This is a genomic window from Streptomyces caelestis, from assembly GCF_014205255.1.
In the GTDB taxonomy this organism is placed as follows: Bacteria; Actinomycetota; Actinomycetes; order Streptomycetales; family Streptomycetaceae; genus Streptomyces; species Streptomyces caelestis.
In genome coordinates, this window is record NZ_JACHNE010000001.1 from 3,094,474 (window position 1) to 3,117,809 (window position 23,336).

Genomic DNA, 23,336 nt, shown 5'->3' on the forward strand with positions numbered 1-23,336 from the left:
TCGAGTGTCACCACATCCAGCGGAAGACGGTGAGTGCTACGAAGGTGGTGCCCATGACATGCATGGACGCGAGCAAAAGCCGGGGTGAGGTCTTCACGTCTTCCTCTGTGTTCGTTGGTGCGGAAAGGGCGCCGAGTGATCACTCCGGCACGAAACTAGCGGACACCAGAGGGGCACTGGAACGTGTTTGCGGAACGGGACGCGCATGCGATAAAAGCGGTGCTCAGGGCACGTGCCTCACCGTGCCCCAACCCCGCCCGCGGAAAGGGGCATGCCGTGCGGCTGCGCTGTGCTGTGCTGGACGACTTTCAGAAGGTGGCGACCGAGGTCGCCGACTGGTCGGTGGTCGCGGACGACGTGGAGGTCGTGTCCTTCGACCGGCACATCGACGGCGAGGACGCCCTGGCCGCGGCCCTGGCCGGCTTCGACATCGTGGTGACCCTGCGCGAGCGCGTGCCGTTCCCCGGGTCGCTGATCGCCCGCCTGCCCGGGCTGAAACTGATCGTCGCCTCCGGCATGCGGAACTCGGTCATCGACTACGCGGCCGCCGAGGCGCACGGCGTCACAGTGTGCGGCACCGCCAGTTCCTCCACCCCGCCCGTCGAACTGACCTGGGCGCTGCTGCTCGGCCTCGCCCGCGGCATCGTCGAGGAGAGCGGCGCCCTGCGCTCCGGCGGCCCGTGGCAGAGCACGGTCGGCGCCGACCTGCACGGCCGGCGCCTGGGGCTGCTCGGCCTGGGGAAGATCGGCAGCCGCGTCGCCCAGGTCGGCCTCGCCTTCGGCATGGAGGTCCACGCCTGGAGCCAGAACCTCACCCGCGAGCGCGCCGACGAGGCCGGCGTGGAACTCGCTCCCTCCAAGGAAGACCTGCTCGCGAACAGCGACTTCGTCTCGGTCCACCTCGTGCTGAGCGACCGCACCCGCGGCCTGCTCGGCCCCGCCGAACTCGCCCTGCTGAAGCCGACCACGTACCTGGTCAACACCTCACGCGCGGCCATCGTCGACCAGGACGCCCTCCTCGCCGCCCTGCATGAGGGCCGGATCGCCGGCGTCGGCCTCGACGTCTTCGACATCGAGCCCCTGCCCGCCGACCATCCGATGCGCACGGCCCCCCGCCTCCTGGCCACGCCGCACCTCGGCTACGTCTCCCGCGCCAACTACGAGACGTACTACGGCCAGGCGGTCGAGAACATCCGGGCCTACCTGGCCGGTTCGCCTGTGCGACTCCTCTCGGCAGGCTAGGGCTGTCGGATCAGATCGCAGACGCGGGGCGGCCGGGCACTGTCACTCGGAGCCGGGCTGATCCCCGAACGAAGGCCCTAGGCGTACCGGTAGATCCCGCTGTGGTCCTCCAGCTCGCCGGGTGTCACGTCCCACGGCGGCAACTTCTCGTGCCGTGCGACGATCCGGCCGCGCTGGGCGTCGCCCCGGGCGAGCGGCTTCGCGGGGAGATAGCGTGCGCCCCGGTGCCGCCGCTGCCAGCGGGACCAGAGGAGGTCGACGAAGGCGTGGTGCATCCAGAAGACGGGGTCGTTGACGGAGGCGCCGCCGACCATGTGACCGCCGACCCAACGGTGGACCCGGTTGTGGGTGTGCCACGAAACGGCGCCCTGCCCTCGCCCCCACCCCTCCAGCTTGTTGCGGAACCCCTTGGCGGACGTGGAGTTCCAGGGGGCCGTGTCGTAGACGGGGTCGTCGAGGGCGCGCTTCACATCGCCGGCCGTGGGCAGGGCGATCGGGTCCCGGGAGCGGCCCAGATCCCGCGTGAGGAACTCGGTTTCGGTGATTCCCACCTTGATCGTCCACGCGCCGTTGCGGTAGGCGAAGGGGCCGGTCATGACCTGTCGGTCGGACCGGCGCCCGGTGCCGCCGAGCAGGTCCTCGGTCCACGGTACGGCCGTGGGGGTGCGGGTGCGCGTCCAGTCCCAGTACGGCACGGTCACCGACTCGTCGACCCGGCGCAGCGCGTCCTCCAGGTCCAGCAAGAACCTGCGGTGCCAGGGCAGGAAGGAGGGTGCCATGTGGGCTGCGCGCAGTCTGCGTTCACCGTCGGAGACGTAGTACTCGATGTGCGTGCGCACGAACTCGTCGTACTCGCCGCGGCGTTTGACCTCGAGCAGCGCGTTGACGAACCGGCGCCGCTCGGACCGGGTGAAGGTGCTGACGTCCTTACGCGTGTACACCATGGTGATGATCCCCCTCGGTTCCCTTGCGTTCGCCCGGCGTACGGCAGTGCTCCGTGCCGCCGCCCCTGTCGTCCGGCGCGCCCAGTTGTTCGGTGGGGCCGAGTTCGTCGACGGCCGCGCGCGCGGCGGCGAGCGGGGTCGGATACGAGCAGTAGTGGTCGACCATGCTCAACCAGCTGCCGTCCGCCCGCCGCATCAGATGCAGCGGCCGCCCGTCCACGGTGACGTACCACGCGCCGGAGCCGTCGCCCCCGGACCGCCCGCCGCCGTCCCTGACGCCGACGATGCGGCGCCCGCGATACGTCTCGGCGAACCGCGCTTCCTCCGCTCCGGCCGGCCTCGACGCCACCAGGAACGGCGCGAACACCCCACCGACCGCCGACGCGGACAGTCCTCGCAGCACCCGCCGCCGTCCCGTGGCACGCGGGAGGCCGGCGACGGCTGACGGGCGGTCGTCAGCGGGCCCGGCCTCACGGTGTACCGATGGATACCTGGGTGGTCTGTTGGTTCGCAACGGCCTGTCTCCTTCTCGTCACCACAAGCACCTGACAGCCATGTGGCACACAATCCGAGGGCCGATCCCGCACGCGACGGAACCGGCCCTGGGACGGTCGCAAGCGCCCGTTACACAAGTCCAGCAGAAATCCCGGATTGAAGATCCGAGCGAAAGCCTGAGACGAAAGAGCGCCCGCACCGCTCAGACGTGCAGGGTGTGTCCGTCCAGCAGCTGGCCCTCGGTCTTCTGGGTCAGGGTGTCCTTCGCGCCCTCGACGGCGCCGGGCAGGAGGCCGTTCTTCCCCGTGTCGAGCCCCTTCGCCTGGTCCAGCAGCTTCAGGTCGGCCGGGTCCTTGGCGAGCTTGTTCACCACTCCGGTGACGTCGGGCTTGACGTCCGCAGCGTCCAGAGCGACGGCGGGAGCGGCGATGCTGGCCACGACCATGGAACCGGCAATGACGGCGGCAGCCTTCAGAGACTTCATCGTGTTCCTTTCTTGGGCAACTGGAAAGTCACCAGGGAGAATTGCTTCATCGCCTCTAACGAGCCCTGGACGCCGCGGAAACCGCGTGCACAGAAAATTCCGGCGCCCGCGAGCAATCTCACCCGAATGAAGGGCATGTCTTATCTGGGTTTCTCATCCTCTTATGAACGCGGGACCTTGCGCCTTGCGCGGATCGGGAGCGCACCGACTCCGGCGTCGGGCACCCCTCCCCTGCCGACAGGGCGGCAACCCGACGTGCGACAGGGGGATTTCAACACGCCTATCCCACTTGCCCGGTAAGGGCGAGAATCCGGGATAGAGTGATGTGTCCTGATTTAGTCAAAGAGTTGATGTCTTCGCGAAAGGGCAACGCCGGTCATGCGTCCCGCCGGGGGTCTTTCCACTGCGACACGTACGGGGATCCACCTGTCCGACGGCCCGTCAGGGCGGGACGCCCGCCTTTCACGTCATCCCGCACAGTGATGACCGTCCGGTCTTCGGGATCGTTGCGCACCGCGACACGGGCGGCTTCGCCACGCGTCCTCCATGTGACCCAGCCGGTGGACGGCGGCGTCGCCCGAGTGGTCGCCGAACTGGTGCGTGCGCAACGTGCCGCCGGTTTCGGCGTCACGGTCGCGTGCCCCGAGAGCGGCCTCGCACAGACGCTGCGGGAACTCGGCGCACACGTACGGCACTGGCCCGCCACGCGGGCACCGGGACGGTCGCTTCCCCGTGAGGTGCGCCGGCTCGCGCGCGTCGTCGACGAGGTCCGGCCCGACGTGCTGCACGCGCACAGCGCCAAGGCCGGGCTCGCGGCCCGGCTGGCGGTACGGGGGCGCATCCCGACGGTGTTTCAGCCGCACGCCTGGTCGTTCGAGGCGGTCGGCGGGGTCACGGCGGCGACCGCCGTGGTGTGGGAGCGGTGGGGGGCACGGTGGGCCGCCCGTGTGGTCTGCGTCAGCGAGGCGGAACGGGAGCGGGGCGCGCGCGCCGGAGTGCGTGCCCACTGGCGGGTGATCCCCAACGGTGTCGACCCGGCGCGCTTCCATCCCACCGCCGTCGCCGCCGCACGAGCCGCCCTCGCGCCGCTCGCCTGCCTCGATCCGGCCGCTGTGCTGGTGGTCTGCGTAGGGCGGCTGTGCCGGCAGAAGGGGCAGGACGTGCTGCTCGAGGCGTGGTCCTCGGTGCTGCGGCGGGTGCCCGCGGCCCGGCTGGCGCTCGTCGGGGACGGGCCGGAGGAAGCGCGGCTGCGGCATCGCGCGCCCGAGGGCGTGCTGTTCGCCGGGGCCGTGGCCGATGCCGTCCCCTGGTACCAGGCGGCCGACCTGGTGGTGCTGCCGTCGCGCTGGGAGGGCATGGCGCTGGCCCCGCTGGAGGCGATGGCGTGCGGGCGTCCCGTCCTGGTCACGGACGTGGCCGGGGCGCGCGAGAGCCTGCCGCCCGGTCACCGGGCGCACTGTCTGGCGCCCGCCGGCCGGCCGGGCCCGCTGGGCGACGCGCTCACCCGGGTCCTGCTCGATCCGCCGCTGCGGGAGTCGCTCGGCCACCAGGGGCGCCGCCACGTACTCACCGCGCACGACGTGCGGCACTCGGCCGAGGCGGTCGCGGCTCTCTACCGCGAACTCCTCGGTGCCGGGCGCACGGTGATTCATCGCACGGAACACACCGAGTGCAGGGAGTCCATCCGCTCGTGACCGCCGAACGTACCGTCGCTCCCCCCGGCAGCCAGCCGCCGGAGCACGGATTCCCTCCCGTCTCGGTCATTTCCCCGCGCGGGACCGCCGACGGCTTGCGGCGCTCCGCAGGGCGACGCCCCGCGGCGCGCCACGCCCCGGGACTGCCGCTGCTCGCCGTGGACGCGGCCGCCGCGCTCACCGCCGCCCCCGCACTGCCCCACCCCCTGCTGACCGCGCCCCTGCTGCTCGCCGTCCTCTGCCTGAACGCACGGGCGACGCTGTACCGCCCCGCCGCCGTGCCCGCCGTACTGAACGAACTCCCCGCCGTCTGCGCCCGGATCACGGTGAGCTGGTGCGCGCTCGCGGCCCTGGTCGCGGCGCTCTCCCCGGCGCATGCCCTGTCCGTCCGTACGCTGCTGACCGGCTGCGCCCTGCAGGCGGTGACGAGCTGCGCGGGCCGCGGCATGGTGCACTGGCGCCGCCGCCGGACACTGGTCCGCCACCCCGCCGCGGCCCTCGTCGTCGGCCCCGCCGCCACCGCCCAGCGCGTGGCCGCCGCCTTCCTGCGCCATCCCGGGTGCGGCCTCAGACCGGTGGGCGTCCTCGCCGACGACCCGGCCGGCGGCGAGGGACTGCCGGTGCTCGGCACCGACGAGGAGGTGCACCGGGCCGTCATCCAGAACGGCGTGCGGGCCGTGCTCATCGTGGGCCCGGTAGGCGAACGCGGCCTGCTGCTACGGGCGTTGGCCGAGTCGGGCTGCGCGTTGTGGGAGCTCGACGCGGACGCACCGGCGTACGGCCGGGCGAGGAGCGCCGCGTACGGCGAGGCCGGACGCACGGTCCACGACCGGGGCCCGCGTGAGCGGATCGCCGGCTTCTCCTGCCGCCGCCTGGAGGCCGGCCGGCACCGCGGCGGCCCCGCCAAGCGCGCCCTCGACGTCCTGGTCTCCGGGACCTTGCTGCTCCTGGTCAGCCCGGTGCTGCTGGCCTGCGCGCTCATGCTGCGGGTCAGCGACGGGCCGGGCGTCGTCTTCCGTCAGGAGCGCGTCGGCAGGGACGGCCGCCCCTTCACGCTGCTGAAGTTCCGCACCCATCGCCCGTCCGACGCACACGAGGCCGCCACCCGCTGGAGCGTGGCGGGCGAGCGGGACATGAGCCGCTTCTGCCGTTTCCTGCGCCGCAGTTCGCTCGACGAGCTGCCCCAGTTGTGGAACGTCTTCCGGGGCGACATGTCCCTGGTCGGGCCGCGCCCCGAACGTCCGTACTTCGTCGCCGTGTTCAGCGAGACCTACCCCGGTTACGCCGCCCGCCACCGCGTGCGGACCGGCATCACCGGGCTCGCCCAGATCCACGGGCTGCGCGGCGACACCTCCATCGAGGACCGCGCCCGGTTCGACAACGCGTACATCGACGACTGGTCGCTGTGGCAGGACGTGTGCATCCTGCTGCGCACGGCCGCCGCGCTGGTCCGCCCGACGGGGAGCTGAAGCCCGGTGAGCCACGCAGCCGCCCTGCCCGCCGCGCGCCGGCTGACGCCCGTCCTGCCGGTGGTGGCGGTGATCGCCCTGCTCGCGGTGCCCGTCGCGCCGGGCGGTGAGGGGGGCGCGACCCCCGCGGACGCCGCGTCCGGTGTCCTCGTGCTGTGGTGCGTGGTACGTCTGCTGCTCCACCGGCGGCGCCCCCTGTCGCGTACCGCCGCCATGGTGCTGGGCCTGCCCGTGGTCGGGTTCGCGGTGGCGGCGACGGTGACCGCCGTGCCGGGCGCGGCGGTCACCGGCTTCGCGCGCTGTCTGCAGGTCTTCGTGCTCGTCCCGGCCGCCGTCCTGCTGCTCATCCGTGACCGGCGCGACGTCCGGCTGCTGGCCTGGGCGGTGGTGGGGCTCGCGCTGTGGCAGGGAGCCGTCGGGGTGCACCAGTACGTGACCGGGACCGGCGCCTCGTACATGGGCCGGGAGATCCGCGCCGTCGGCACCTTCGGGCCGGGCGACGTCATGGCGATGGCGAGCGTGGTCGCCTTCGGACTGGTGTGCGCGGTGGGGCTGGCGCTGGAACCCGCGCCGGTACGGAGGGAGCACCTCCCTGCTCAAGCGGAGCCGAAAGCTTGGTGGCGGGTGTGGGCCGTGGTGTGCGCGCTGCTGCTGGTGGTGCCCCTGGCGGTGTCCTTCAGCCGAGGCGCCTGGATCGCCACCGCCCTGGCCTGCGGGGCACAGCTGGTGCTGGCGGGCATACGGCGGGCGGTGAAGGCGGGAGCGGTCGTGGCCGCCGTCGCCGTCCTCCTCGTCGGCGGGTTCGGTGTCGGCTCCGCGCTGCTCCAGGAAAGGGTGAGCACCATCGGGCAGGTCGCCGACGCACCCGACCAGTCGGTCACCGACCGGTACACGATGTGGGCGGCGGCCACCGGCATGTGGCGCGAGCGGCCACTGACGGGCGTCGGCCTCAAGGGGTTCCCCGAGCACCGCGACGGGCACGCCTCGCTGGCCCTGTCCTCAGGCAGCGACACCGAGGGCGCCGGCGCGGCGTACCGGAAGCAGCCTCTGCTGTCGCCGCACAACATGTACCTGCTGGTACTCAGCGAACAGGGACTCGTCGGGCTGCTGGCGCTGGCGGGGAGCTGGCTGGCCCTGCTGGTGCTGGGGCTGCGGCGGCTGGTCCGCGTGCGCAGGGCACAAGGCCCCGGCCTCGACTGCGCGCTCGTCGCCTGCGGGCTGCTGATCTGGCATCTGATCGACTTCGCGTACGCCGACATCGGCGGGCCCACGACCGTCCTCACCGCCGTCTGCTTCGGGGTGACGGCGTGGTGGGCGCTGGCGAGTGACGACCCGGCCGCCTCCCGGAAGGCCGTGGCGCGATGACGATCCCCCCTCCCGGCGCCAGGGACGCCACGCTCCCCCCGGCACGCGCCGGCACGGACACCGGCAGACCCGGACCCGTCCCGCGGGGCTTCCTCGCCCGGGCCGCCCTCGTCACCGTCGTTCTCTCCCTGGCCGGTGCGCTGCTGGGCCTCGGCCGGGACCAGGCGCTGGCGCACCTCTTCGGGGCGGGGAGCGAGACGGACGCCTTCCTGGTCGCCTGGACCGTGCCGGAGTTCGCGGCGACGCTGCTGATCGAGGACGGGCTGGCCTTCGTCCTCGTACCGGCGTTCAGCGCCGCCGTGGCCCGCCGCACCCAGGGCGGTACGGGCGACCCGGTGCGCGCCCTGGTCCGCAGTACGCTGCCCCGCCTGTCGCTGGCGTTCGCCGCCGTGTCGGCGCTGCTCGTCTGGGGCGCGCCGTACGTGGTCGAGACCCTGGCGCCGGGGATCCCGGACCCGCAGTTCGCGGTGGACTGCACCCGGCTGACCGGCACCTGTGTCCTGACCTTCGGTCTCGCCGGTTACTGCAGCGCCTTCCTGCGCGCACACCGCCGGTTCGTCGCGCCCGCGGCCATCTACGTCGCCTACAACACCGTCATCATCGCGGCGATGTTCGTCCTCGGCGCCCGCTGGGGCGTGAGGGCGGCGGCGGTCGGCGTCGCGGTGGGCGGGGCACTCATGGTCGTCACCCAACTGCCCTCTGTGTTACGCCAGTTGCACCACAAGCGGATGTCCCTCCCGACCGACGTGACGGTCCCGGCGGACCGGCACGCCATGAACCTCGCCCTCATCAGCACCGTCCTGCTCTTCGCCCTGTGCCGCCAGTCCCAGGTCCTCATCGAGCGCTTCCTGGCCTCCCCGCTCCCCGCCGGCGCCATCTCGCACCTGAACTACGCCCAGAAGGTGGTCCAGATGCCGATGGTGCTCGCCCTGATGCTGTGCACGGTCACCTTTCCGGTCGTGGCGCAGGCGCTGGCCGAGGGCGACACCGAGCGGGCCCGCGACCGCGTCGAACGCGACCTCTCGCTGGTGTCGTGCGTCGTGCTGCTCGGCGCCGCGGCCGTCGCCGCGTGTGCCCCGCATCTGGTCCACCTGCTGTTCCAGCGGGGCGCGTTCACCGCGCAGGACACCGCGGCCACCGCCGCCGTCATGCGCGTCTACGCGCTCGGGCTGCTCGGCCACGCGCTGGTGGGCGTGCTCGTCCGGTCGTACTTCTCGGCGGGGCGGCCCACCTGGTACCCGGTGGCGGCGATGGCCGCCGGGATCGTCACCACGTCATGGCTCGGCGCGGTGACGGCCGGCTCGTGGGGCGTGCTGGGGATCGCCGCAGCCAACGCCGCCGGCATCACCCTCACCGCCGTGATCCTGCTCTACGGCATGAAGACGCGCGGAGTGCCGATCCGCACGCGGCCGGTACTGACCGAGATGGGCAAGCCGCTGCGGGCCGCGGTCGTCGCCTGCGGTGTGGGCGGGTTCTGCGCGGGCCGCATCGACTCTCCCGCGCTCGGGCTCGCGGCCGGTGGCACGGCCGTGACCGTCGTCTTCCTCCTGCTCGCCCGGCCCTTGGGCGCGCACTACCTCGCACCCGCACTGCGCACCGTCTCCCGGAGGCTTCCGCATGCCCGTTTCCGCTGACCGCAGCCCTTCCACCACCCCCGCGCCGGCCACGCCCCCGCGCAGATCCGGTCCTCCCCCGTGGGTGGCGATGTACCACTCCGTGGGCGACTGCTCCCACGACCCGTACCGCGTCACCGTCTCGCCCCGCCGCCTGGACCGGCAGCTGGGCTGGCTGCGCCGCCGGGGCCTGCGCGGCGTCGGCATGCGGGAGCTGCTCGCCGCGCGCGCCCGGGGTGCGGGACAGGATCTGGTGGGGCTGACCTTCGACGACGGGTACGCAGACTTCCTCACGCACGCCCTGCCGCTGCTGCACCGCCACGGCTGCGGCGCCACCCTGTTCGTGCTGCCGGGCAGGCTGGGCGACGACAACGCCTGGGACCCGCTCGGCCCGCGCAAGCCGCTGCTGTCGGCGGAGGGCATCCGGCGGGCCGCCGCCGAGGGGATCGAGATCGGCTCGCACGGCCTCACGCACGTGGATCTGACCCGGGCCGACGACGCGCTGCTCCGCGCCGAGGTGAGCGACAGCAAAGACCTGCTCTCCGACATGACCGATGCTCCCGTCAGCGGCTTCTGCTATCCCTACGGGAAGGTCGACCGCCGCGTCGTCGACGCCGTGGAGAAAGCGGGCTACGCCTACGCCTGTGCCACCGACCCCGGCCACCTGGCGGGCCCTCTCGCCCTGCCTCGTGTCCACGTCGGCGAGCGGGACACGGCCTGGCGGCTGCACCTCAAGCGGGGACTGCACCGGCTGCGCCGCCACGCCGTCGAAGGGGTGTGAGCTCCGCGATGCCCGCGCTGAAGGCCCTGCACATCATCACCGGCCTCGGCGTCGGCGGTGCGGAACAGCAACTGCGGCTGCTGCTGCGCCACCTGCCCGTCGACTGCGACGTCGTGACGCTCACCAACCCCGGCGCGGTCGCCGAGGGCCTGTCGGCGGACGGCGTCCGTGTCGTCCACCTGGGCATGGCCGGCAACCGCGATCTGACCGCCGTGCCGCGTCTGGCCCGCCTGATCCGGTCCGGCGGCTACGACCTCGTGCACACCCACCTCTACCGGGCCTGCGTGTACGGCAGGACCGCCGCTCGCCTGGCGGGCGTCCGGGCCGTGGTGGCCACCGAACACTCCCTCGGCGCCTCGCAGATGGAGGGCCGCGCCCTGACCACCGGCGTGCGCGCGCTGTACCTGGCCAGCGAGCGGCTGGGGCACGCCACGGTCGCGGTCTCCTCCACGGTGGCCGACCGGCTCACTCGCTGGGGCGTACCCGAGCCGCGCATCGAGATCGTGCCCAACGGCATCGACGTGGCCCGCTTCCGCTTCGACCCGGTCACCCGCGAACGCACCCGCCGCCGGCTCGGGTTGCCGGAGAGCGCGTACGTCGTCGGCGGCATCGGCCGGCTGACCGCGGGCAAGCGGTTCGACGTCCTGATCGGCGCCCTCGCCCGGCTCCCCCGCGACTGCGTGCTGTTGCTGGTCGGCGACGGCCCGGAGGAGAACGTGCTGCGGCGCACCGCCCGGCGGGCCGGAGTGAGCGACCGGGTGATGTTCACGGGCGAACGGCCGTACCTGCCCGACGGCACCTGCGGTCCCGACCTGCCGTCACTGACCTCGGCGATGGACGTGCTCGTCTCGCCGAGCCCCGAGGAGGCCTTCGGCCTCGCCGTCGTGGAGGGCCTGGCGGCGGGGCTGCCGGTGCTGTACGCCTCCTGCCCGGCCGTCGAGGATCTCCCGCCGCGTCTCGCCGCCGGGGCCCGCCGGGTGCGGGGCGGCGCGGACGCGTTCGCCCGCGCCCTGACCGAGACCCGCGCCCGGACCGAGACCCGCGCCCGGGCCGAGGCCGGCCGGTCGCACCCGCCGGTCCGCCCGGCCGCGGCCGCCGCCCGCCACTACTGCATCACCCGCAGCGCCACACGGCTCATGGACGTGTACGCGGCCGCCCTCTCCTGCTCGTCCCCGTCACCCCTGGGAGTGATCCCCCGATGACCTCCACCACCTCCAAGGCCGCACCCCCGGCACCCCCGGCCCAGCGGCACCCGGCGCTCCGGCGCCTGAAGGCGCTGCCGCCGTGGTCCCTGCTCGTGGCCGGCACCCTCGCCGGAGGGCTCGCCGCAGGCACGTACGGCGCCCTCACGCCGCCCGCCTACTCGGCCACGGCGTACGTCATCGCCGTACCGACCGCCACGTCGGACCCGCAGACGGCACTCGGTTTCGCCCAGGCGTACGGCCGGGTCGCCACGCAGCCCGCGGTGCTCGGGGACGCCCAGGTGCGGGCGGGCGTGCCGGTGAGGACGCTGCGGGAGAGCGTGCGGTCGGCGACCTCACCGGACGCGCCGATGCTGGCCGTGACGGCCACATCCGCGCGCGCCGGTCTCGCCGCCGACATGGCCAACGCGGTCGCCCGCTCACTGACCCGGCACGCCAACGACGCCAAGCGCGCCACGCACGTCGAACTCCTGCCGTTCTCCCGGGCCGTCAGGCCCACCGAGCCGTCCTCGGCGTCCCCGGCGCTGACCGGCCTGGTGGGCGCGAGCGCGGGCGGCCTGCTGGGCGGTCTCGCGCTGCTGGTCCGTCCCCGGCGCGCCGCCGCCGAGGGCGTGCGCCCGGCCACCGTGCCCGGTCCGGCCCCCGCCGCCGACGCGCAGGGGCAGCTGTGAGCGCGGTGCTGGGGACCGACGTCGGCATGCTGCGGGCCGAACTGTGCACCGACGAGTGGGAGTTCGCCGCGCTGGGCCCCGCCTGGGAGCGCCTGTACCGCAGGTGTGCCGCGGCGACTCCGTTCCAGAGCCACGCCTGGCTGCACTCGTGGTGGACGTCGTACGGAAGCCCCGGCCGCCTGCGGCTGGTGCTGGTGCGCGACGGCGGCGAACTGCTGGCGGTGGCGCCGCTGATGCGGGTCGGGCGGACGCTGCCCCGGCTCGTCCCGCTGGGCGGGGCGATCACCGACTACGGAGACGTCCTGCTCGACGACGAGCACGCCGACCGGGCGGCGCCCGCGCTCGCCGAGGCGCTGTCGGCGGCCGCCCGCACCGCACTGATCGACTTCCGCGAGGTCCGTCCGGGCGGCGCGGCCGAAACCCTCTACGCGCACTGGCGGGGACCGCGCCGCCGGGTGCGCGACTCGCTCTGCCTGGAACTGCCCGCCGTGCCGGTGGAGGAGCTGGCGGCCCGGCTGCCCGGGGCGAAGGCCCGGCGGGCGCGGGCCCACCTGCGCAAACTGACCGCGCTGGGCGTGACGCGCCGGACCGCGCCCCCCGACGAGGTGGGCGCGGCACTGGGGCGGCTCCTCGCACTGCACCGGCTGCAGTGGGAGAGCCGCGGGGTGACGCCGGAGCACCTCCGGGAACGGTTCGCCGCGCACCTCGTGCGCGCGGTCGGGTCGCTGGTGCGCTCAGGAGATGCCCTGATCACCGAGTTCCTGCTGGACGGCGAGGTGGTGGCCGTCGACCTGACGCTGCTGTCGCCACGCCTGGCGGGCTGCTATCTGTACGGCGTCCATCCGCGGCTGCGGGAGCGGAAGGCGGACATCGCCGTGATGCTGCTGGACGCGGGTACCCGGCACGCCGTCGCCGGCAAGCGCGGCACGCTCAGCCTGCTGCGCGGCGACGAACCGTACAAGCGCCGCTGGCGACCCGAGCCCGTGGTCAACCAGCGGCTGCTGCTGGCCCGGCGGCGCACCACCCCGCTGCTCTGGGCGGTCGTCTGCGAGGTCGCCGCGCGCGGCCGGGCCAGGGAACTGGTGCGCGGGTGGAAGGAACGGGGCGGCGGCAGGGCCTGAGCCTTCCGCCGCCCCCGGCCGGCCGGTGGGGACACCGGGATCACCGGAAGCGCGACCACCAGTCGAAGCGGATGCAGAGCCTTCCGCCGAGCCAGTACTCGACCCAGTCGCCCAGGTTCAGCGGCGAGCAGTCCGGATGGGGCGGCGCCGTCGGCACCGGCCGGGGCGTCGGCACGGAACTGGGCAACGGCACCGGCACCGGCTCGGGCTCGGAGCGACCGGAGAGCACGGTCCGGTACACCTCGGCCGCCTTCGGGTTCTGCCGGCACTGCCACACGCCGTGCGGGCAGTAGTCGGTGATCGTGTGGTACAGCGGCTTGTGTACGTCCATCCAGGCGAGCATGCCCCGCATGTACTCCGGGTTGTCGCCGTTGCGGAACAGACCCCACTCCGGATACGAGATGGGTTTGCCGTGTTCCTTCGCGAACTCCACGTGCTTTTGCAGGCCGTACGGCTCCGTCACCTGTCCGTCGAAGGACAGCCCGTGCGGCTGGTCGTACGCGTCCATGCCGATGATGTCGACCGTGGCGTCCCCCGGATAGCAGTCGGTCCAGGGGACGGCGTCCCGCCCGCGGCTCGGTGTGAAGTCGAACCGGAACCTCTGACCCGGCACCGAGCGCATGGTGGTGACGATTCTGTTCCAGTACGTCTTCCAGGCCTCCGGGTCCGGCCCGCATCGGTGGGTGTACGTGACGCCGTTCATCTCCCAGCCGAGCACGAGGATGGTGTCCGGCACCCCCGACTCGACCAGCCGCTCGGCCAGACGGCGGTAGTGCGGGTCGAACTCCCCGGCCGCGCCCCGGCGCAGCAGGGCACGGACCTCGGCGTCGGAGAGGCCCTCCTCGTTGCGCTCCAGCATGGGCACGTTGAGGACGAACATCCGGTCGGCCCTCTCCCGGCGCCAGTTCGCCCAGGCGTCGAGGAAGCCGGGGGCGCCTTCGATGTTGCTCCAGCGGTCACCCGGCAGATAGGAGCGCCCCACGCGCGGTTGAGGACCGTTCAGCCACTGGCTGATCTCGGCCATACGGAGCACGCCGAGCGGGCTGTAGTGGAGGTAGGCGCCGAAGGCGGGCTGCGGGGCGGGCGGTACGGGCAGTGCGGGTGGGACGACGGGGGCCGTCGGCACCGGGACCGCCGGTACCGGCGTCGTCGGAACAGGCGTCTCGGTGGCCTCTTCCACCCCGGCGCCCACGGCGAGCCCGGGTACCAGTGTCAGAGCGGCCGCCACGAGAAGACCGGCCGCGACGTACACGGCCCATCTTCCGCGGCGCCGTTGCTGAGGGGCCATGGCTGCTCCTTTTCTCCGCTCACCGGCAGCAGTCGGAGCGTGCACTGCCACTCGTTCATCCGTATCCGCCCCGTTGACCAGTGATATGTATGCCCACTCTGCCGACCTGGTTCTGTGCCTTCGCACTCTCCGATCACCCGCACGAGTGAGCCGCGGCCGAGGGAGTCAAGGCGGACTACGGGAGGAGGCCGGAACGCACCAGGGTGCCGGACGCGGTACGTCCGGCACCCTGAGCGCTCTCCTACCGGCGGGACGCTGCTCGGCCTCGTCGGTACAGGACGGCGCCGCTCGTCAGCAGCAGCGCGGCGACGCCGGAAGCCGCGAGCACCTGCTGGTCACTGCCGGTCTCGGCAAGAGAGGGCGGCTCGGTCGAGGGCTCGGTGTGCGGTGGGGACGACGCAGGCGGCGTGATCGGCGGCTTCGTCTCCGCCGGCGGTGTGGTGGGCGGTGACGCCGGCGGCTTGGTCTCCGCCGGCGGCTTCGTCGTCGGCGTGTCGCCGTAGCCGCCCTCCTCCTCGCCGTAGCCACTTTCGTCATGGCCGTAACCGCCGTCACCGCCGCCGTCTCCATAGCCACTTTCGTCGCGGTGGTCGGCGTCGTCGCGGTCATGGTCGGCGTCGTCGCGGCCGTGGCCGGCGTCGTCGCGGCCGTGGCCGGCGTCGTCGCGGCCGTGGCCGGCGTCGTCGTCGCCGTATCCGCTCTCTTCGCCCGTGGTGGCCAGTGACGTCGACGATGCAGTCTTCGCCGACGACGCGGCCGAGGGCTGCGCGGCGGGGGCGGCCCCAGAGCCGCCGGCGTCGCCGTAACCGGCCTTGTCGACGTCATCGCTGCCGTGGCCGTAACCGTCGTGCTCGCGGTCGTCACCGGAGCGGGAGGCCGTGCCGCTCGTGCACGAGGCCTCGGAGGACGCGTCCACCGCGGTCTGCACGCCGACGGATTCGCCGCAGGCCGCGGAAACCTCGGAGTGCGATGCCGCGAACGCCTGGATACCGTACATGGGCAGGATGCTCGTCGCGGCGGCGGCCACGACCATCCCCCTGCTCAGTTTTCTACGCATTTTCGTCGTCTTCCTGCTTGAAGGGGAAACGCCTGCCCCCGTACCGGCGCCCACTGCGGGATGGGGGAGGACTGGCTCTCGTCAGCCCTTGCCTCTTTTCTTACGACTGTGTCCCCCCGAGACGGCTTCCCGCCTCCCGTAATTCCGCCTCCACTTGATCTTCTGGCTGGTCCAGTGATGGGATCCGGTGAAGTGCCAGTACCGACAGTCCGAGCATCGGTAGATACGGTCCGGAATCTTCCTCAGCAGTGGCTGCTTGATCAGCCAGCGCCTCGCCTCGAATTCAGTACGGAACGACGCTTTCCCTGTCTCCGGACAACGCGGCAGGATGATCACATCGGCCATCTTTCCTCCGAGGCGGCACTCAACTCACATGTCTTTCGGCACCAGCGAGAACCGATACTGCATCAGCAGGAAAGCCTCCATCAAGCAGGTGGCCCCCTTACGGACGAGTAGTCATCCAAATTCACCCGCATGGCCCTGTAGGAGAAAAGAGGGCCGGCGGATCTCTCAGCCGACCCAGTCAAGCCGCGTCCACATCACCGGACTCGCCTCCTGGACCAACCGCCGGCGATCGCCGCTCACTGACATGGACCGACCCGCGAGCAGAAATCGCCGATATTCATGACGCTGTCACCCGATACGGTGATCGGCGCATTGATCTGACCACGGAGGCGTTGAATACCAGCATGGGCCATTCCGGCACCCGTCAGACCAGTGCGACCACGAGAGGAGCAGGCCTCGCGCTGAAGGCGCGAGGCCCGGCTTTTCACAACGCTGCGGAATCAGCTGCCGTCAGGCCCGACCACCGTGCAGAAGTTGTTGCCGACCACCTGGGTGCTGTCCCCCAAAACCGTGAGCTGAACAGGCACTGAGATGAGGCTGCCGACTTCCTGTTCGCACTCCACGGCCTGCAGGTTGTCGATGGCAGCGCCAGACGGCTTATCGTCCGGCTTCCCCTTTCCGCCGTCACAGGCATGAGCGACTCCACCACTGAGAGCCATGCCGCCCACCATGACCGCTACGGCCGTGGCCTTCTGGAACTTGTTCATCACTTCTCCGATTTCTTGGCGCGCCCAGATCCATTACGGACCATGCTCGGACAGATACAGACGATAACACGCGGCTACACAATGCCACATTTTCCGATACGCCATATGGGGTAATGATCGGTCGGGGCAACCGGCACGGCCAGAACGAGAAGCGGGTCCCGCACCAAAGGTGCGAGACCCGACCTTCGCAAGGCTGCGGAATCAGTCCTCGATAGAACCGATCACCGTGCAGAAGTTGTTGCCGATCACCGTGGTGCTTTCGCCTTCGACGGCCGGAACCGCAACGGGCAGAGCGGTAATGTCACCCACCTCCTGCTTGCACTGCACGTTCTGCAGGTTGCCGATGATGACGTCACCCGCGTCCCTGGAGTCCTTGTAGAAGTCGTGGCCGCCGTCGGCGTGGGCGACCCCGCCACCGAGAGCCATGCCGCCGACCATGACCGCCACGGCCGCGGCCTTCTTCAGCTTGTCCATCACTTCTCCGATTTCTTCGCGCGCTCGGGCCAATTACGGACCGTGCTCGAACAGTTACAGACCATAACACACGCCCCCCTCGAAGCGGCATTTTCCGATACGCCATATGGGTAATGATTAATGCTCACACCCCCCTCCCGCCAAACGCGCTCACTGGGCTATGCAGAAATGGCGATCAGCCATTCGAAGTAAAGCCGCGCCGATGAGTGCGTCCGGGTCCCAACGCAAGCGGGTCTCGCACCAGAGGCGCGAGACCCGACTTTCGCAGCGCTGCGGAATCAGTCCTCGATAGAACCGATCACCGTGCAGAAGTTGTTGCCGATCACCTGGGTGCTTTCGCCGCCGACCCCAACCCCAACGGGCACAGTGGTAATGTCACCCACCTCCTGCTTGCACTGCACGCTCTGCAGGTTGCCGATGATGACGTCACCCGCGTCCTTGTGGTCGTAGCCGTCACCGGCGTGGGCGACCCCGCCACCGAGAGCCATGCCGCCGACCATGACCGCCACGGCCGCGGCCTTCTTCAGCTTGTCCATCGCTTCTCCGATTTCTTCGCGCGCTCGGGCCAATTACGGACCGTGCTCGTACAGTCACCGACGATAACACGCGAAACGCGTACCGCTGCATTTCCGGCACACCCATTGGAGTACGACTTAATGGATTTAAATGTGTTTATGGGATGTTGGCCTACCACGCTGAAGCGGTTGGCAACCCTCCGGGCAGGGGCGGGGCAGCAGGCCGCGGGGATGGACGGCAGGCCGACCGCCCGTGGGACGCCGGCGACCTGAGGGCCCGTCAGGGGGTTCGGAGCGTGGCGCTCTCACCGTCGGCCTGCAGCGTGGCGCAGGTCTGCTGAACTCTGGGCCGGTGACGATGACGCTCTGCTGGACGCCGGCCTGAACGGTCTGATGCAGGCTCACGAGTTCGGTGTCGCCCGCGGTGATACGCACACCGACGGTTCGCGTGTGGCCGCCAGCTGTCGATGAGGGCCAGCCGTCATAGGCCGCCGATCCTCCACCCCGGTACGGGTCAGCCTCACCCTCCAGCCGGGCGGCAACGTCCTTGTTCCATACGCCGGTTGCGCACTCCAGCACGGCCCGGCACCGAAGGGCCGGCGCCTGTGACTCCGAAGCACGCAGCGGATTCCCGGCTCAGGACACTAGGACACCACGTCCTTGCGGGCGAAACCGCGGAAGGCCAGGGCGAACAGCACGAGCGCGTACGTCACGGAAATCGACGTGCCCTGGATCATGTCCGTCCACTGCAACTGCGGTTGGACGGCGTCGAGCCAGGCGTACTGCCAGTGCGCGGGCAGGAAGTGGCGCCAGTCGCCGAGGGCCGTCACCTCGTCGAGGACGCTGCCGATGATGGTCAGGAACACCGCGCCGCCGACCGCACCGAGCGGGGCGTCCGTCCGGGTCGACAGCCAGAACGCGAGGGCCGCGGTGACCAGTTGGGACACCATGATGTAGACCACGACGATCAGCAGGCGCTGGGCGGCGGTGCCGGTGGGCAGGGTGCCGCCGGTGGGCAGCTGGAGCGGACCCCAGCCGTAGGCGGCCGTGCCGACGACGAGGGCGACGATCGGCAGCAGGACCAGCGCGGCCAGGCTCAGGCTGAGTCCGACGGCGAGCTTGGACCACAGCAGCCGGGCCCGGGGTACGGGCGCCGCGAGCAGGTAGCGCAGGGACGACCAGCTCGCCTCCGAGGCGACCGTGTCGCCGCAGAACAGGGCGACGGGGATGACGAGGAGGAAGCCGGCGGCGGAGAAGAGGTTGACGGCGGCGAAGTTGGCTCCGGAGGCCGTCGCCGTGTCCATGAGGTTCACGCGGTTGTTGTTGCCGCCCGGGTCGCCGCCGACCTGGAAGGCGATGAGCAGGATGATCGGCAGGGCGAACAGCACGCCGCCCATGACCATCGTGCGGCGCCGCTTCAGCTGCCGGACCAGCTCCACCCGGAACGGCAGGGTGCGGCCCGCGCGGTAGCCCTCGGCGACCTCGACGGGCTCGGCCCGGTCGGCGAGCTTGCTCATGCTTCGGCTCCGATCAGGGTGAGGAAGGCGTCCTCCAGGCGGCGGTGCGGGCCGACGGACCGCACGGGCACGTCCAGCCGTACGAGTTCGGCGACCAGGCGCTGCGGAGTGCCGTCGGCGTCGAGCTGGACCAGCAGCCCCTCGTCGACAGGCACGGCCGAGGCGACGCCCGGCAGGGCGGCGACCTTCTCGACGATCGGCTCGTCGACGGGCGTGGCCGTGCCCACCAGAAGGGTGTCGCCCGAACCGACGATGTCCTCGACCGGGCCCGCCTGGACGAGCTTCCCGTGGTCCATCACGACCAGGTGGGTGCAGGTCTGCTCGACCTCCGCGAGGAGGTGGCTGGAGACGATGACCGTCCGTCCCGCGGCGGCGTAGCGGATCATCACCTCGCGCATCTCGCGGATCTGGGGCGGGTCGAGGCCGTTGGTCGGTTCGTCGAGGATGAGCAGGTCCGGCAGGCCGAGCATGGCCTGGGCGATGGCCAGGCGCTGGCGCATGCCCTGGGAGTAGGTGCGCACCGCGCGGGCGAGGGCGTCGCCGAGGCCCGCGATCTCCAGAGCCTCCTCCAGGTGCGCGTCCTCGGCCGGGCGGCCGGTGGCGCGCCAGTACAGGTCCAGGTTCTCGCGGCCGGACAGGTGCGGCAGGAAGCCCGCGCCCTCGACGAACGCGCCGACCCGGGAGAGGACCGGGGCGCCCGGGCTGATGGCGTGGCCGAAGACGCGGATCTCGCCGCCGTCCGGCTTGATCAGGCCCATCAGCATGCGCAGGGTCGTGGTCTTGCCGGCGCCGTTCGGGCCGAGCAGGCCGAGCACCTGGCCCTTCTCCACGCGGAAGGACAGGTCCTTGACGGCGTACCGGTCGGAGGCCTTGGCGTACCGCTTGGTCAGGTCCGTGATCTGGAGGGGCACGTCGGCGAGCTCGGGGTCCGGCGGGGCGGGGGCCGCCGTGCGGCGGCGTCCCGTGATGATCAGGGCCAGGGCGATCGCGGCGCCGCCGAGGGGCATCCACCACACCCAGGCGGGCAGCGGGCCCTGCGCGTTGCTCTCGCCGAGCGCCGACGGGACCTTCAAGTCACCCTTGAGGGAGGCGGTGTACGTGGCCGGGGCCGCCGGGGACGCGTAGCCGAGGTCCGTCGAGGCGAGGACCAGGCGCAGCCGGTGACCGTCGTCGACCTCGTGGTCGATCGCCGGGAGGGTGATGGTGACGTCCTTGCCGGCCTTGGCGCCCTCGACCCTGATGGGCGTGACCAGCTGGGAGGGCAGCACCGGCTGGGTGCGGCCCGGGCCGACGTCGTAGACCTTGGCGAAGAGCACGGCGTCGTCGCTGGTGGACTTCACGTGGACCGTGGCCGTCGGGGAGCCGGTGATCTGGACGTCGTCCCGGAAGGGGGCCGACTCGAACGCGGCGAACTGGCCGGGGAAGTCGAGGGAGACGCCGATACCGAGCGTGGAGAGCTGACTGAGGCCGCCCGCGCCGCCGAGGCCGGGCAGGGCGGAGACGCCGGGCGGGCTGGCGCCGGGCGGGTTGGCGAAGCTCTGCTCGCGGCCGGCCAGGGCGATGGAGCGCTGCTTGCTCTCCAGGCCGGGGTAGCGGTCCGAGGTCACGCCGGTCAGCCGGGGTTCGCCGTCGCCGGAGCCGAGGCCGAGGGTGCGGGTGACGCGGAAGGCGGGGCCGGTGTCGACGCCCTTGTCGTCCTTCAGGTAGCGGTCGAACCAGCTCTGCACGCGGCCCTGGACGCGGCTCGTCTCCATGTCGCCGCCGTCGTGGCCGCCCGCGATCCAGTCGACGTCGACGGGGGCGCCGCCCGCGCGGATGGCCTTCGCGGCCTGGTCGGCCTGGCCGAGGGGGAAGAGGGAGTCGGACTGGCCCTGCATCAGCAGTGTCGGCACCTTGATGTTCTTGCCGACCGCGGAGGGCGAACGCTCGTCGAGCATCTTGCGCGCCTCGGCGTCCGGCTTGCCCGACTCGGCGACCCGCTCGTACATCCGGCACAGCGCGGGCTCGAACCGCTCGCAGCCGCCGCCGGAGTTGACGAAGATGCCGGCCCACAGCTTCTTGAACACGCCGTTCGGGAACAGCGCGTCGGCGAGGTTCCAGTACGTGATGGCCGGGGCGATGGCGTCCACCCGGGCGTCGTGTCCCGCCGTGAGCAGGGCGATCGCGCCGCCGTAGGAGGCGCCGGCCATGCCCACGCGCGGGTCGCCGGGCTTGTCGAGTTCGACCTGGGGCTGCTTGGCGAGCCAGTCGATGAGCTTGGAGGCGTCGGCGACCTCGCCCTCGGGGTCGTTCAGCCCGATCTTCCCGTTGGACTTGCCGAAGCCGCGCGCCGACCAGGTCAGGACCGCGTAGCCGTCCCTGGCGAGATCCTCGGCCTGCTGCCGCACGTCGTTTTTGCTGCCGCCGAAGCCGTGGCCGAGCAGCACGGCGGGGCGGCGGCCGGCTCCGCCGGAGGTGAAGTACGAGGTGTCGATCCGCACCCCGTTCCCCGTGTCCAGGACCCGGTCGGCGCGGTCGACCGGGGGCACCTCTTCGGACGCGACGGCCGTCCACGTCCCCGCGCCTGCGAGTACGACGACGGCGGCCCCGGCGGCGAGGAGCCTCCGGGGCCTCCGAAGCAGCCCGTTCAGTCCGGGCAGTCGAAGATCCATGCGTCAACGGTACGGGGTCAACCTGTCGATGAGTTGTCGACCGGAGACCGAAGTGCAAGGCCTTCCCGGGGTGTACACGGAGTTTTGGCGTACTGCGGGTGGTGTACGGCTTCGAACTCGGGTGGTGTGGTGATCGGCCGGGTGCGGGCTTCGATGTGGTTGCTCGCGCAGTTCCCCGCGCCCCTGAGGACCTCAGTGGTTGCGCGGGAAGCCCAGGTCCACGCCCGTCGGGGCGTCGGCCGGGTCCGGCCAGCGGGTGGTGACGACCTTGCCGCGGGTGTAGAAGTGCGTGCCGTCGTTGCCGTAGATGTGGTGGTCGCCGAAGAGCGAGTCCTTCCAGCCGCCGAAGGAGTGGTAGCCCACGGGGACCGGGATGGGCACGTTCACGCCGACCATGCCGGCCTCGACCTCCAGCTGGAAGCGGCGGGCCGCGCCGCCGTCGCGGGTGAAGATCGCGGTGCCGTTGCCGAACGGCGAGGCGTTGACGATGTCCAGGGCCTCCTCGTAGGTCTCCGTGCGCAGCACGCACAGGACCGGGCCGAAGATCTCGTCCTGGTAGGCCTTCGCCGACGTGGGCACCTTGTCGAGCAGCGAGATGCCGATCCAGTGGCCGTTCTCGAAACCGTCGACGGTGTAGCCGGTGCCGTCCAGGACCACCTCGGCGCCCTCGGCCGCCGCGCCCTCGACGTAGGAGGCCACCTTGTCGCGGTGGACCTTGGTGATCAGCGGGCCCATCTCCGACGCGGGGTCGTTCCCGGGGCCGATCTTGATCTTCTCGGCGCGCTCGCGGATCTTCTCCACCAGTTCGTCGCCGATCGCGCCGACCGCGACGACCGCCGAGATGGCCATGCAGCGCTCGCCCGCGGAGCCGTAGGCGGCGGACACGGCGGCGTCGGCCGCGGCGTCGAGGTCCGCGTCCGGGAGGACCAGCATGTGGTTCTTGGCACCGCCGAGCGCCTGGACGCGCTTGCCGCCCGCGGAGGCGGTGGTGTGGATGTAGCGGGCGATCGGGGTCGAGCCGACGAAGGAGACCGCCTTGACGTCGGGGTGCTCCAGCAGGCGGTCGACGGCCACCTTGTCGCCGTGGACGACGTTGAAGACACCGTCCGGCAGGCCGGCCTCGTGGAGCAGCTCGGCGAGCCTGACCGACGCCGACGGGTCCTTCTCGGACGGCTTCAGCACGAACGTGTTGCCGCACGCGATGGCGAGGGGGAACATCCACATCGGCACCATCGCCGGGAAGTTGAACGGCGTGATGCCCGCGACGACACCGAGCGGCTGGCGGATCGAGGACACGTCCACGCGGCTCGCGACCTGTGTGGACAGCTCGCCCTTCAGCTGGACGCTGATCCCGCAGGCCAGGTCGACGATCTCCAGGCCGCGCGCCACCTCGCCGAGCGCGTCACTGTGCACCTTGCCGTGCTCGGCGGTGATCAGCTCGGCGATCTCGTCGCGGTGCGCGTCGAGCAGCGCCCGGAACCTGAAGAGGATCGAGGTCCGCTGGGCCAGCGAGGACTGGCCCCAGGTGGCGAAGGCCTCCTTGGCGGCGGCGACCGCCGCGTCCACCTCGTCGACCGAGGCGAACGCGACCTTCGTCGTCACCTCGCCGGTCGCCGGATCGGTCACCGGCCCGTGCGTGCCCGAGGCGCCTTCGACGGTCTTGCCGCCGATCCAGTGGTTGACGATCTTCGTCATGGCCGG

20 protein-coding genes are annotated in these 23,336 nt (G+C 71.7%); 9 read left to right on the forward strand and 11 right to left on the reverse strand.

Features of this window, described 5'->3' with window-relative positions; all coding sequences use genetic code 11:
- Positions 1-276: 276 nt before the first annotated feature.
- Complete coding sequence (locus tag HDA41_RS13930) at positions 277-1,242, forward strand: D-2-hydroxyacid dehydrogenase family protein (protein WP_184983904.1); 966 nt, start codon at positions 277-279, stop codon at positions 1,240-1,242.
- Between the two features lie 77 nt (positions 1,243-1,319).
- Here HDA41_RS13930 and HDA41_RS13935 read toward each other — a convergent pair whose 3' ends face one another.
- From HDA41_RS13935 to HDA41_RS13945, 3 genes are all read right to left on the reverse strand, one after another.
- On the reverse strand, positions 1,320-2,186 hold the full coding sequence (locus tag HDA41_RS13935) for a tyrosinase family protein (protein ID WP_184983907.1): 867 nt from the start codon (positions 2,184-2,186) through the stop codon (positions 1,320-1,322).
- Positions 2,170-2,589, reverse strand: coding sequence for a tyrosinase family oxidase copper chaperone (locus HDA41_RS13940; protein ID WP_184983909.1), 420 nt, complete (start codon positions 2,587-2,589; stop codon positions 2,170-2,172). The genes HDA41_RS13935 and HDA41_RS13940 overlap by 17 nt, the downstream gene beginning before the upstream one ends.
- Positions 2,590-2,883: 294 nt before the next feature.
- Positions 2,884-3,165 carry a hypothetical protein gene (locus HDA41_RS13945; RefSeq protein ID WP_184983911.1) on the reverse strand — a complete coding sequence of 94 codons (282 nt, stop codon included), beginning with the start codon at positions 3,163-3,165 and terminating at the stop codon, positions 2,884-2,886.
- A gap of 482 nt (positions 3,166-3,647) precedes the next feature.
- On the opposite strand from HDA41_RS13945, the gene HDA41_RS13950 reads away from it, so the two are divergent.
- From HDA41_RS13950 to HDA41_RS13985, 8 genes are read left to right on the forward strand one after another with little or no spacing between them, the layout of a single operon-like run.
- A complete protein-coding gene (locus tag HDA41_RS13950; protein ID WP_184983913.1) occupies positions 3,648-4,859 on the forward strand; it encodes a glycosyltransferase in 1,212 nt (403 codons plus the stop codon).
- A complete protein-coding gene (locus tag HDA41_RS13955; protein ID WP_184983915.1) occupies positions 4,856-6,328 on the forward strand; it encodes an exopolysaccharide biosynthesis polyprenyl glycosylphosphotransferase in 1,473 nt (490 codons plus the stop codon). Before HDA41_RS13950 ends, HDA41_RS13955 begins: the two co-directional genes overlap by 4 nt.
- A gap of 6 nt (positions 6,329-6,334) precedes the next feature.
- Positions 6,335-7,693 carry an O-antigen ligase family protein gene (locus HDA41_RS13960; protein WP_184983917.1) on the forward strand — a complete coding sequence of 453 codons (1,359 nt, stop codon included), beginning with the start codon at positions 6,335-6,337 and terminating at the stop codon, positions 7,691-7,693.
- The gene (gene murJ, locus HDA41_RS13965; protein ID WP_184983920.1) at positions 7,690-9,327 is read left to right on the forward strand and encodes a murein biosynthesis integral membrane protein MurJ; all 1,638 of its coding nucleotides are present in this window, start codon (positions 7,690-7,692) and stop codon (positions 9,325-9,327) included. Before HDA41_RS13960 ends, murJ begins: the two co-directional genes overlap by 4 nt.
- Positions 9,311-10,087: a polysaccharide deacetylase family protein gene (locus tag HDA41_RS13970; protein WP_184983922.1), complete on the forward strand. Its 777-nt coding sequence runs from the start codon at positions 9,311-9,313 to the stop codon at positions 10,085-10,087. The genes murJ and HDA41_RS13970 overlap by 17 nt, the downstream gene beginning before the upstream one ends.
- An 8-nt stretch (positions 10,088-10,095) precedes the next feature.
- Positions 10,096-11,289, forward strand: coding sequence for a glycosyltransferase (locus HDA41_RS13975; RefSeq protein ID WP_376706788.1), 1,194 nt, complete (start codon positions 10,096-10,098; stop codon positions 11,287-11,289).
- Positions 11,286-11,960 carry a YveK family protein gene (locus HDA41_RS13980; RefSeq protein ID WP_184983924.1) on the forward strand — a complete coding sequence of 225 codons (675 nt, stop codon included), beginning with the start codon at positions 11,286-11,288 and terminating at the stop codon, positions 11,958-11,960. The genes HDA41_RS13975 and HDA41_RS13980 overlap by 4 nt, the downstream gene beginning before the upstream one ends.
- 26 nt (positions 11,961-11,986) lie before the next feature.
- Positions 11,987-13,081, forward strand: coding sequence for a GNAT family N-acetyltransferase (locus tag HDA41_RS13985; RefSeq protein ID WP_184993382.1), 1,095 nt, complete (start codon positions 11,987-11,989; stop codon positions 13,079-13,081).
- A gap of 40 nt (positions 13,082-13,121) precedes the next feature.
- Here HDA41_RS13985 and HDA41_RS13990 read toward each other — a convergent pair whose 3' ends face one another.
- The 8 genes from HDA41_RS13990 to mmsA form a co-directional block, all read right to left on the reverse strand.
- Entirely contained in the window at positions 13,122-14,369 is a 1,248-nt protein-coding gene (locus HDA41_RS13990; RefSeq protein ID WP_184983926.1) for a glycoside hydrolase family 26 protein, read from the reverse strand.
- A gap of 241 nt (positions 14,370-14,610) precedes the next feature.
- Positions 14,611-15,426 (reverse strand): LPXTG cell wall anchor domain-containing protein, encoded by an 816-nt coding sequence (locus tag HDA41_RS13995; RefSeq protein ID WP_184983928.1) that lies wholly within the window; start codon positions 15,424-15,426, stop codon positions 14,611-14,613.
- Between the two features lie 785 nt (positions 15,427-16,211).
- The gene (locus HDA41_RS14000) at positions 16,212-16,478 is read right to left on the reverse strand and encodes a hypothetical protein (RefSeq protein WP_184983930.1); all 267 of its coding nucleotides are present in this window, start codon (positions 16,476-16,478) and stop codon (positions 16,212-16,214) included.
- Between the two features lie 201 nt (positions 16,479-16,679).
- Positions 16,680-16,952: a hypothetical protein gene (locus tag HDA41_RS14005; protein WP_184983932.1), complete on the reverse strand. Its 273-nt coding sequence runs from the start codon at positions 16,950-16,952 to the stop codon at positions 16,680-16,682.
- 278 nt (positions 16,953-17,230) lie between these two features.
- Positions 17,231-17,488 (reverse strand): hypothetical protein, encoded by a 258-nt coding sequence (locus HDA41_RS14010; RefSeq protein ID WP_184983934.1) that lies wholly within the window; start codon positions 17,486-17,488, stop codon positions 17,231-17,233.
- A 623-nt stretch (positions 17,489-18,111) separates the two neighbouring features.
- Positions 18,112-18,984 (reverse strand): ABC transporter permease, encoded by an 873-nt coding sequence (locus HDA41_RS14015; protein WP_059415747.1) that lies wholly within the window; start codon positions 18,982-18,984, stop codon positions 18,112-18,114.
- Positions 18,981-21,635, reverse strand: a complete 2,655-nt coding sequence (locus tag HDA41_RS14020) for a CocE/NonD family hydrolase (RefSeq protein WP_184983936.1) — start codon at positions 21,633-21,635, stop codon at positions 18,981-18,983. Before HDA41_RS14020 ends, HDA41_RS14015 begins: the two co-directional genes overlap by 4 nt.
- Before the next feature lie 192 nt (positions 21,636-21,827).
- Positions 21,828-23,330: a CoA-acylating methylmalonate-semialdehyde dehydrogenase gene (gene mmsA, locus HDA41_RS14025; protein WP_184983938.1), complete on the reverse strand. Its 1,503-nt coding sequence runs from the start codon at positions 23,328-23,330 to the stop codon at positions 21,828-21,830.
- Positions 23,331-23,336: the final 6 nt, after the last annotated feature.

Coding starts and splice junctions, on each gene's coding strand:
- HDA41_RS13935 (WP_184983907.1), bottom strand. CDS start 2,186: ATGGTGTACACGCGTAAGGACGTCAGCACCTTCACCCGGTCCGAGCGG.
- HDA41_RS13945 (WP_184983911.1), bottom strand. CDS start 3,165: ATGAAGTCTCTGAAGGCTGCCGCCGTCATTGCCGGTTCCATGGTCGTG.
- HDA41_RS13950 (WP_184983913.1), top strand. CDS start 3,648: ATGACCGTCCGGTCTTCGGGATCGTTGCGCACCGCGACACGGGCGGCT.
- murJ (WP_184983920.1), top strand. CDS start 7,690: ATGACGATCCCCCCTCCCGGCGCCAGGGACGCCACGCTCCCCCCGGCA.
- HDA41_RS13970 (WP_184983922.1), top strand. CDS start 9,311: ATGCCCGTTTCCGCTGACCGCAGCCCTTCCACCACCCCCGCGCCGGCC.
- HDA41_RS13975 (WP_376706788.1), top strand. CDS start 10,096: ATGCCCGCGCTGAAGGCCCTGCACATCATCACCGGCCTCGGCGTCGGC.
- HDA41_RS13980 (WP_184983924.1), top strand. CDS start 11,286: ATGACCTCCACCACCTCCAAGGCCGCACCCCCGGCACCCCCGGCCCAG.
- HDA41_RS13985 (WP_184993382.1), top strand. CDS start 11,987: ATGCTGCGGGCCGAACTGTGCACCGACGAGTGGGAGTTCGCCGCGCTG.
- HDA41_RS13990 (WP_184983926.1), bottom strand. CDS start 14,369: ATGGCCCCTCAGCAACGGCGCCGCGGAAGATGGGCCGTGTACGTCGCG.
- HDA41_RS13995 (WP_184983928.1), bottom strand. CDS start 15,426: ATGCGTAGAAAACTGAGCAGGGGGATGGTCGTGGCCGCCGCCGCGACG.
- HDA41_RS14000 (WP_184983930.1), bottom strand. CDS start 16,478: ATGAACAAGTTCCAGAAGGCCACGGCCGTAGCGGTCATGGTGGGCGGC.
- HDA41_RS14005 (WP_184983932.1), bottom strand. CDS start 16,952: ATGGACAAGCTGAAGAAGGCCGCGGCCGTGGCGGTCATGGTCGGCGGC.
- HDA41_RS14010 (WP_184983934.1), bottom strand. CDS start 17,488: ATGGACAAGCTGAAGAAGGCCGCGGCCGTGGCGGTCATGGTCGGCGGC.
- HDA41_RS14015 (WP_059415747.1), bottom strand. CDS start 18,984: ATGAGCAAGCTCGCCGACCGGGCCGAGCCCGTCGAGGTCGCCGAGGGC.
- HDA41_RS14020 (WP_184983936.1), bottom strand. CDS start 21,635: ATGGATCTTCGACTGCCCGGACTGAACGGGCTGCTTCGGAGGCCCCGG.
- mmsA (WP_184983938.1), bottom strand. CDS start 23,330: ATGACGAAGATCGTCAACCACTGGATCGGCGGCAAGACCGTCGAAGGC.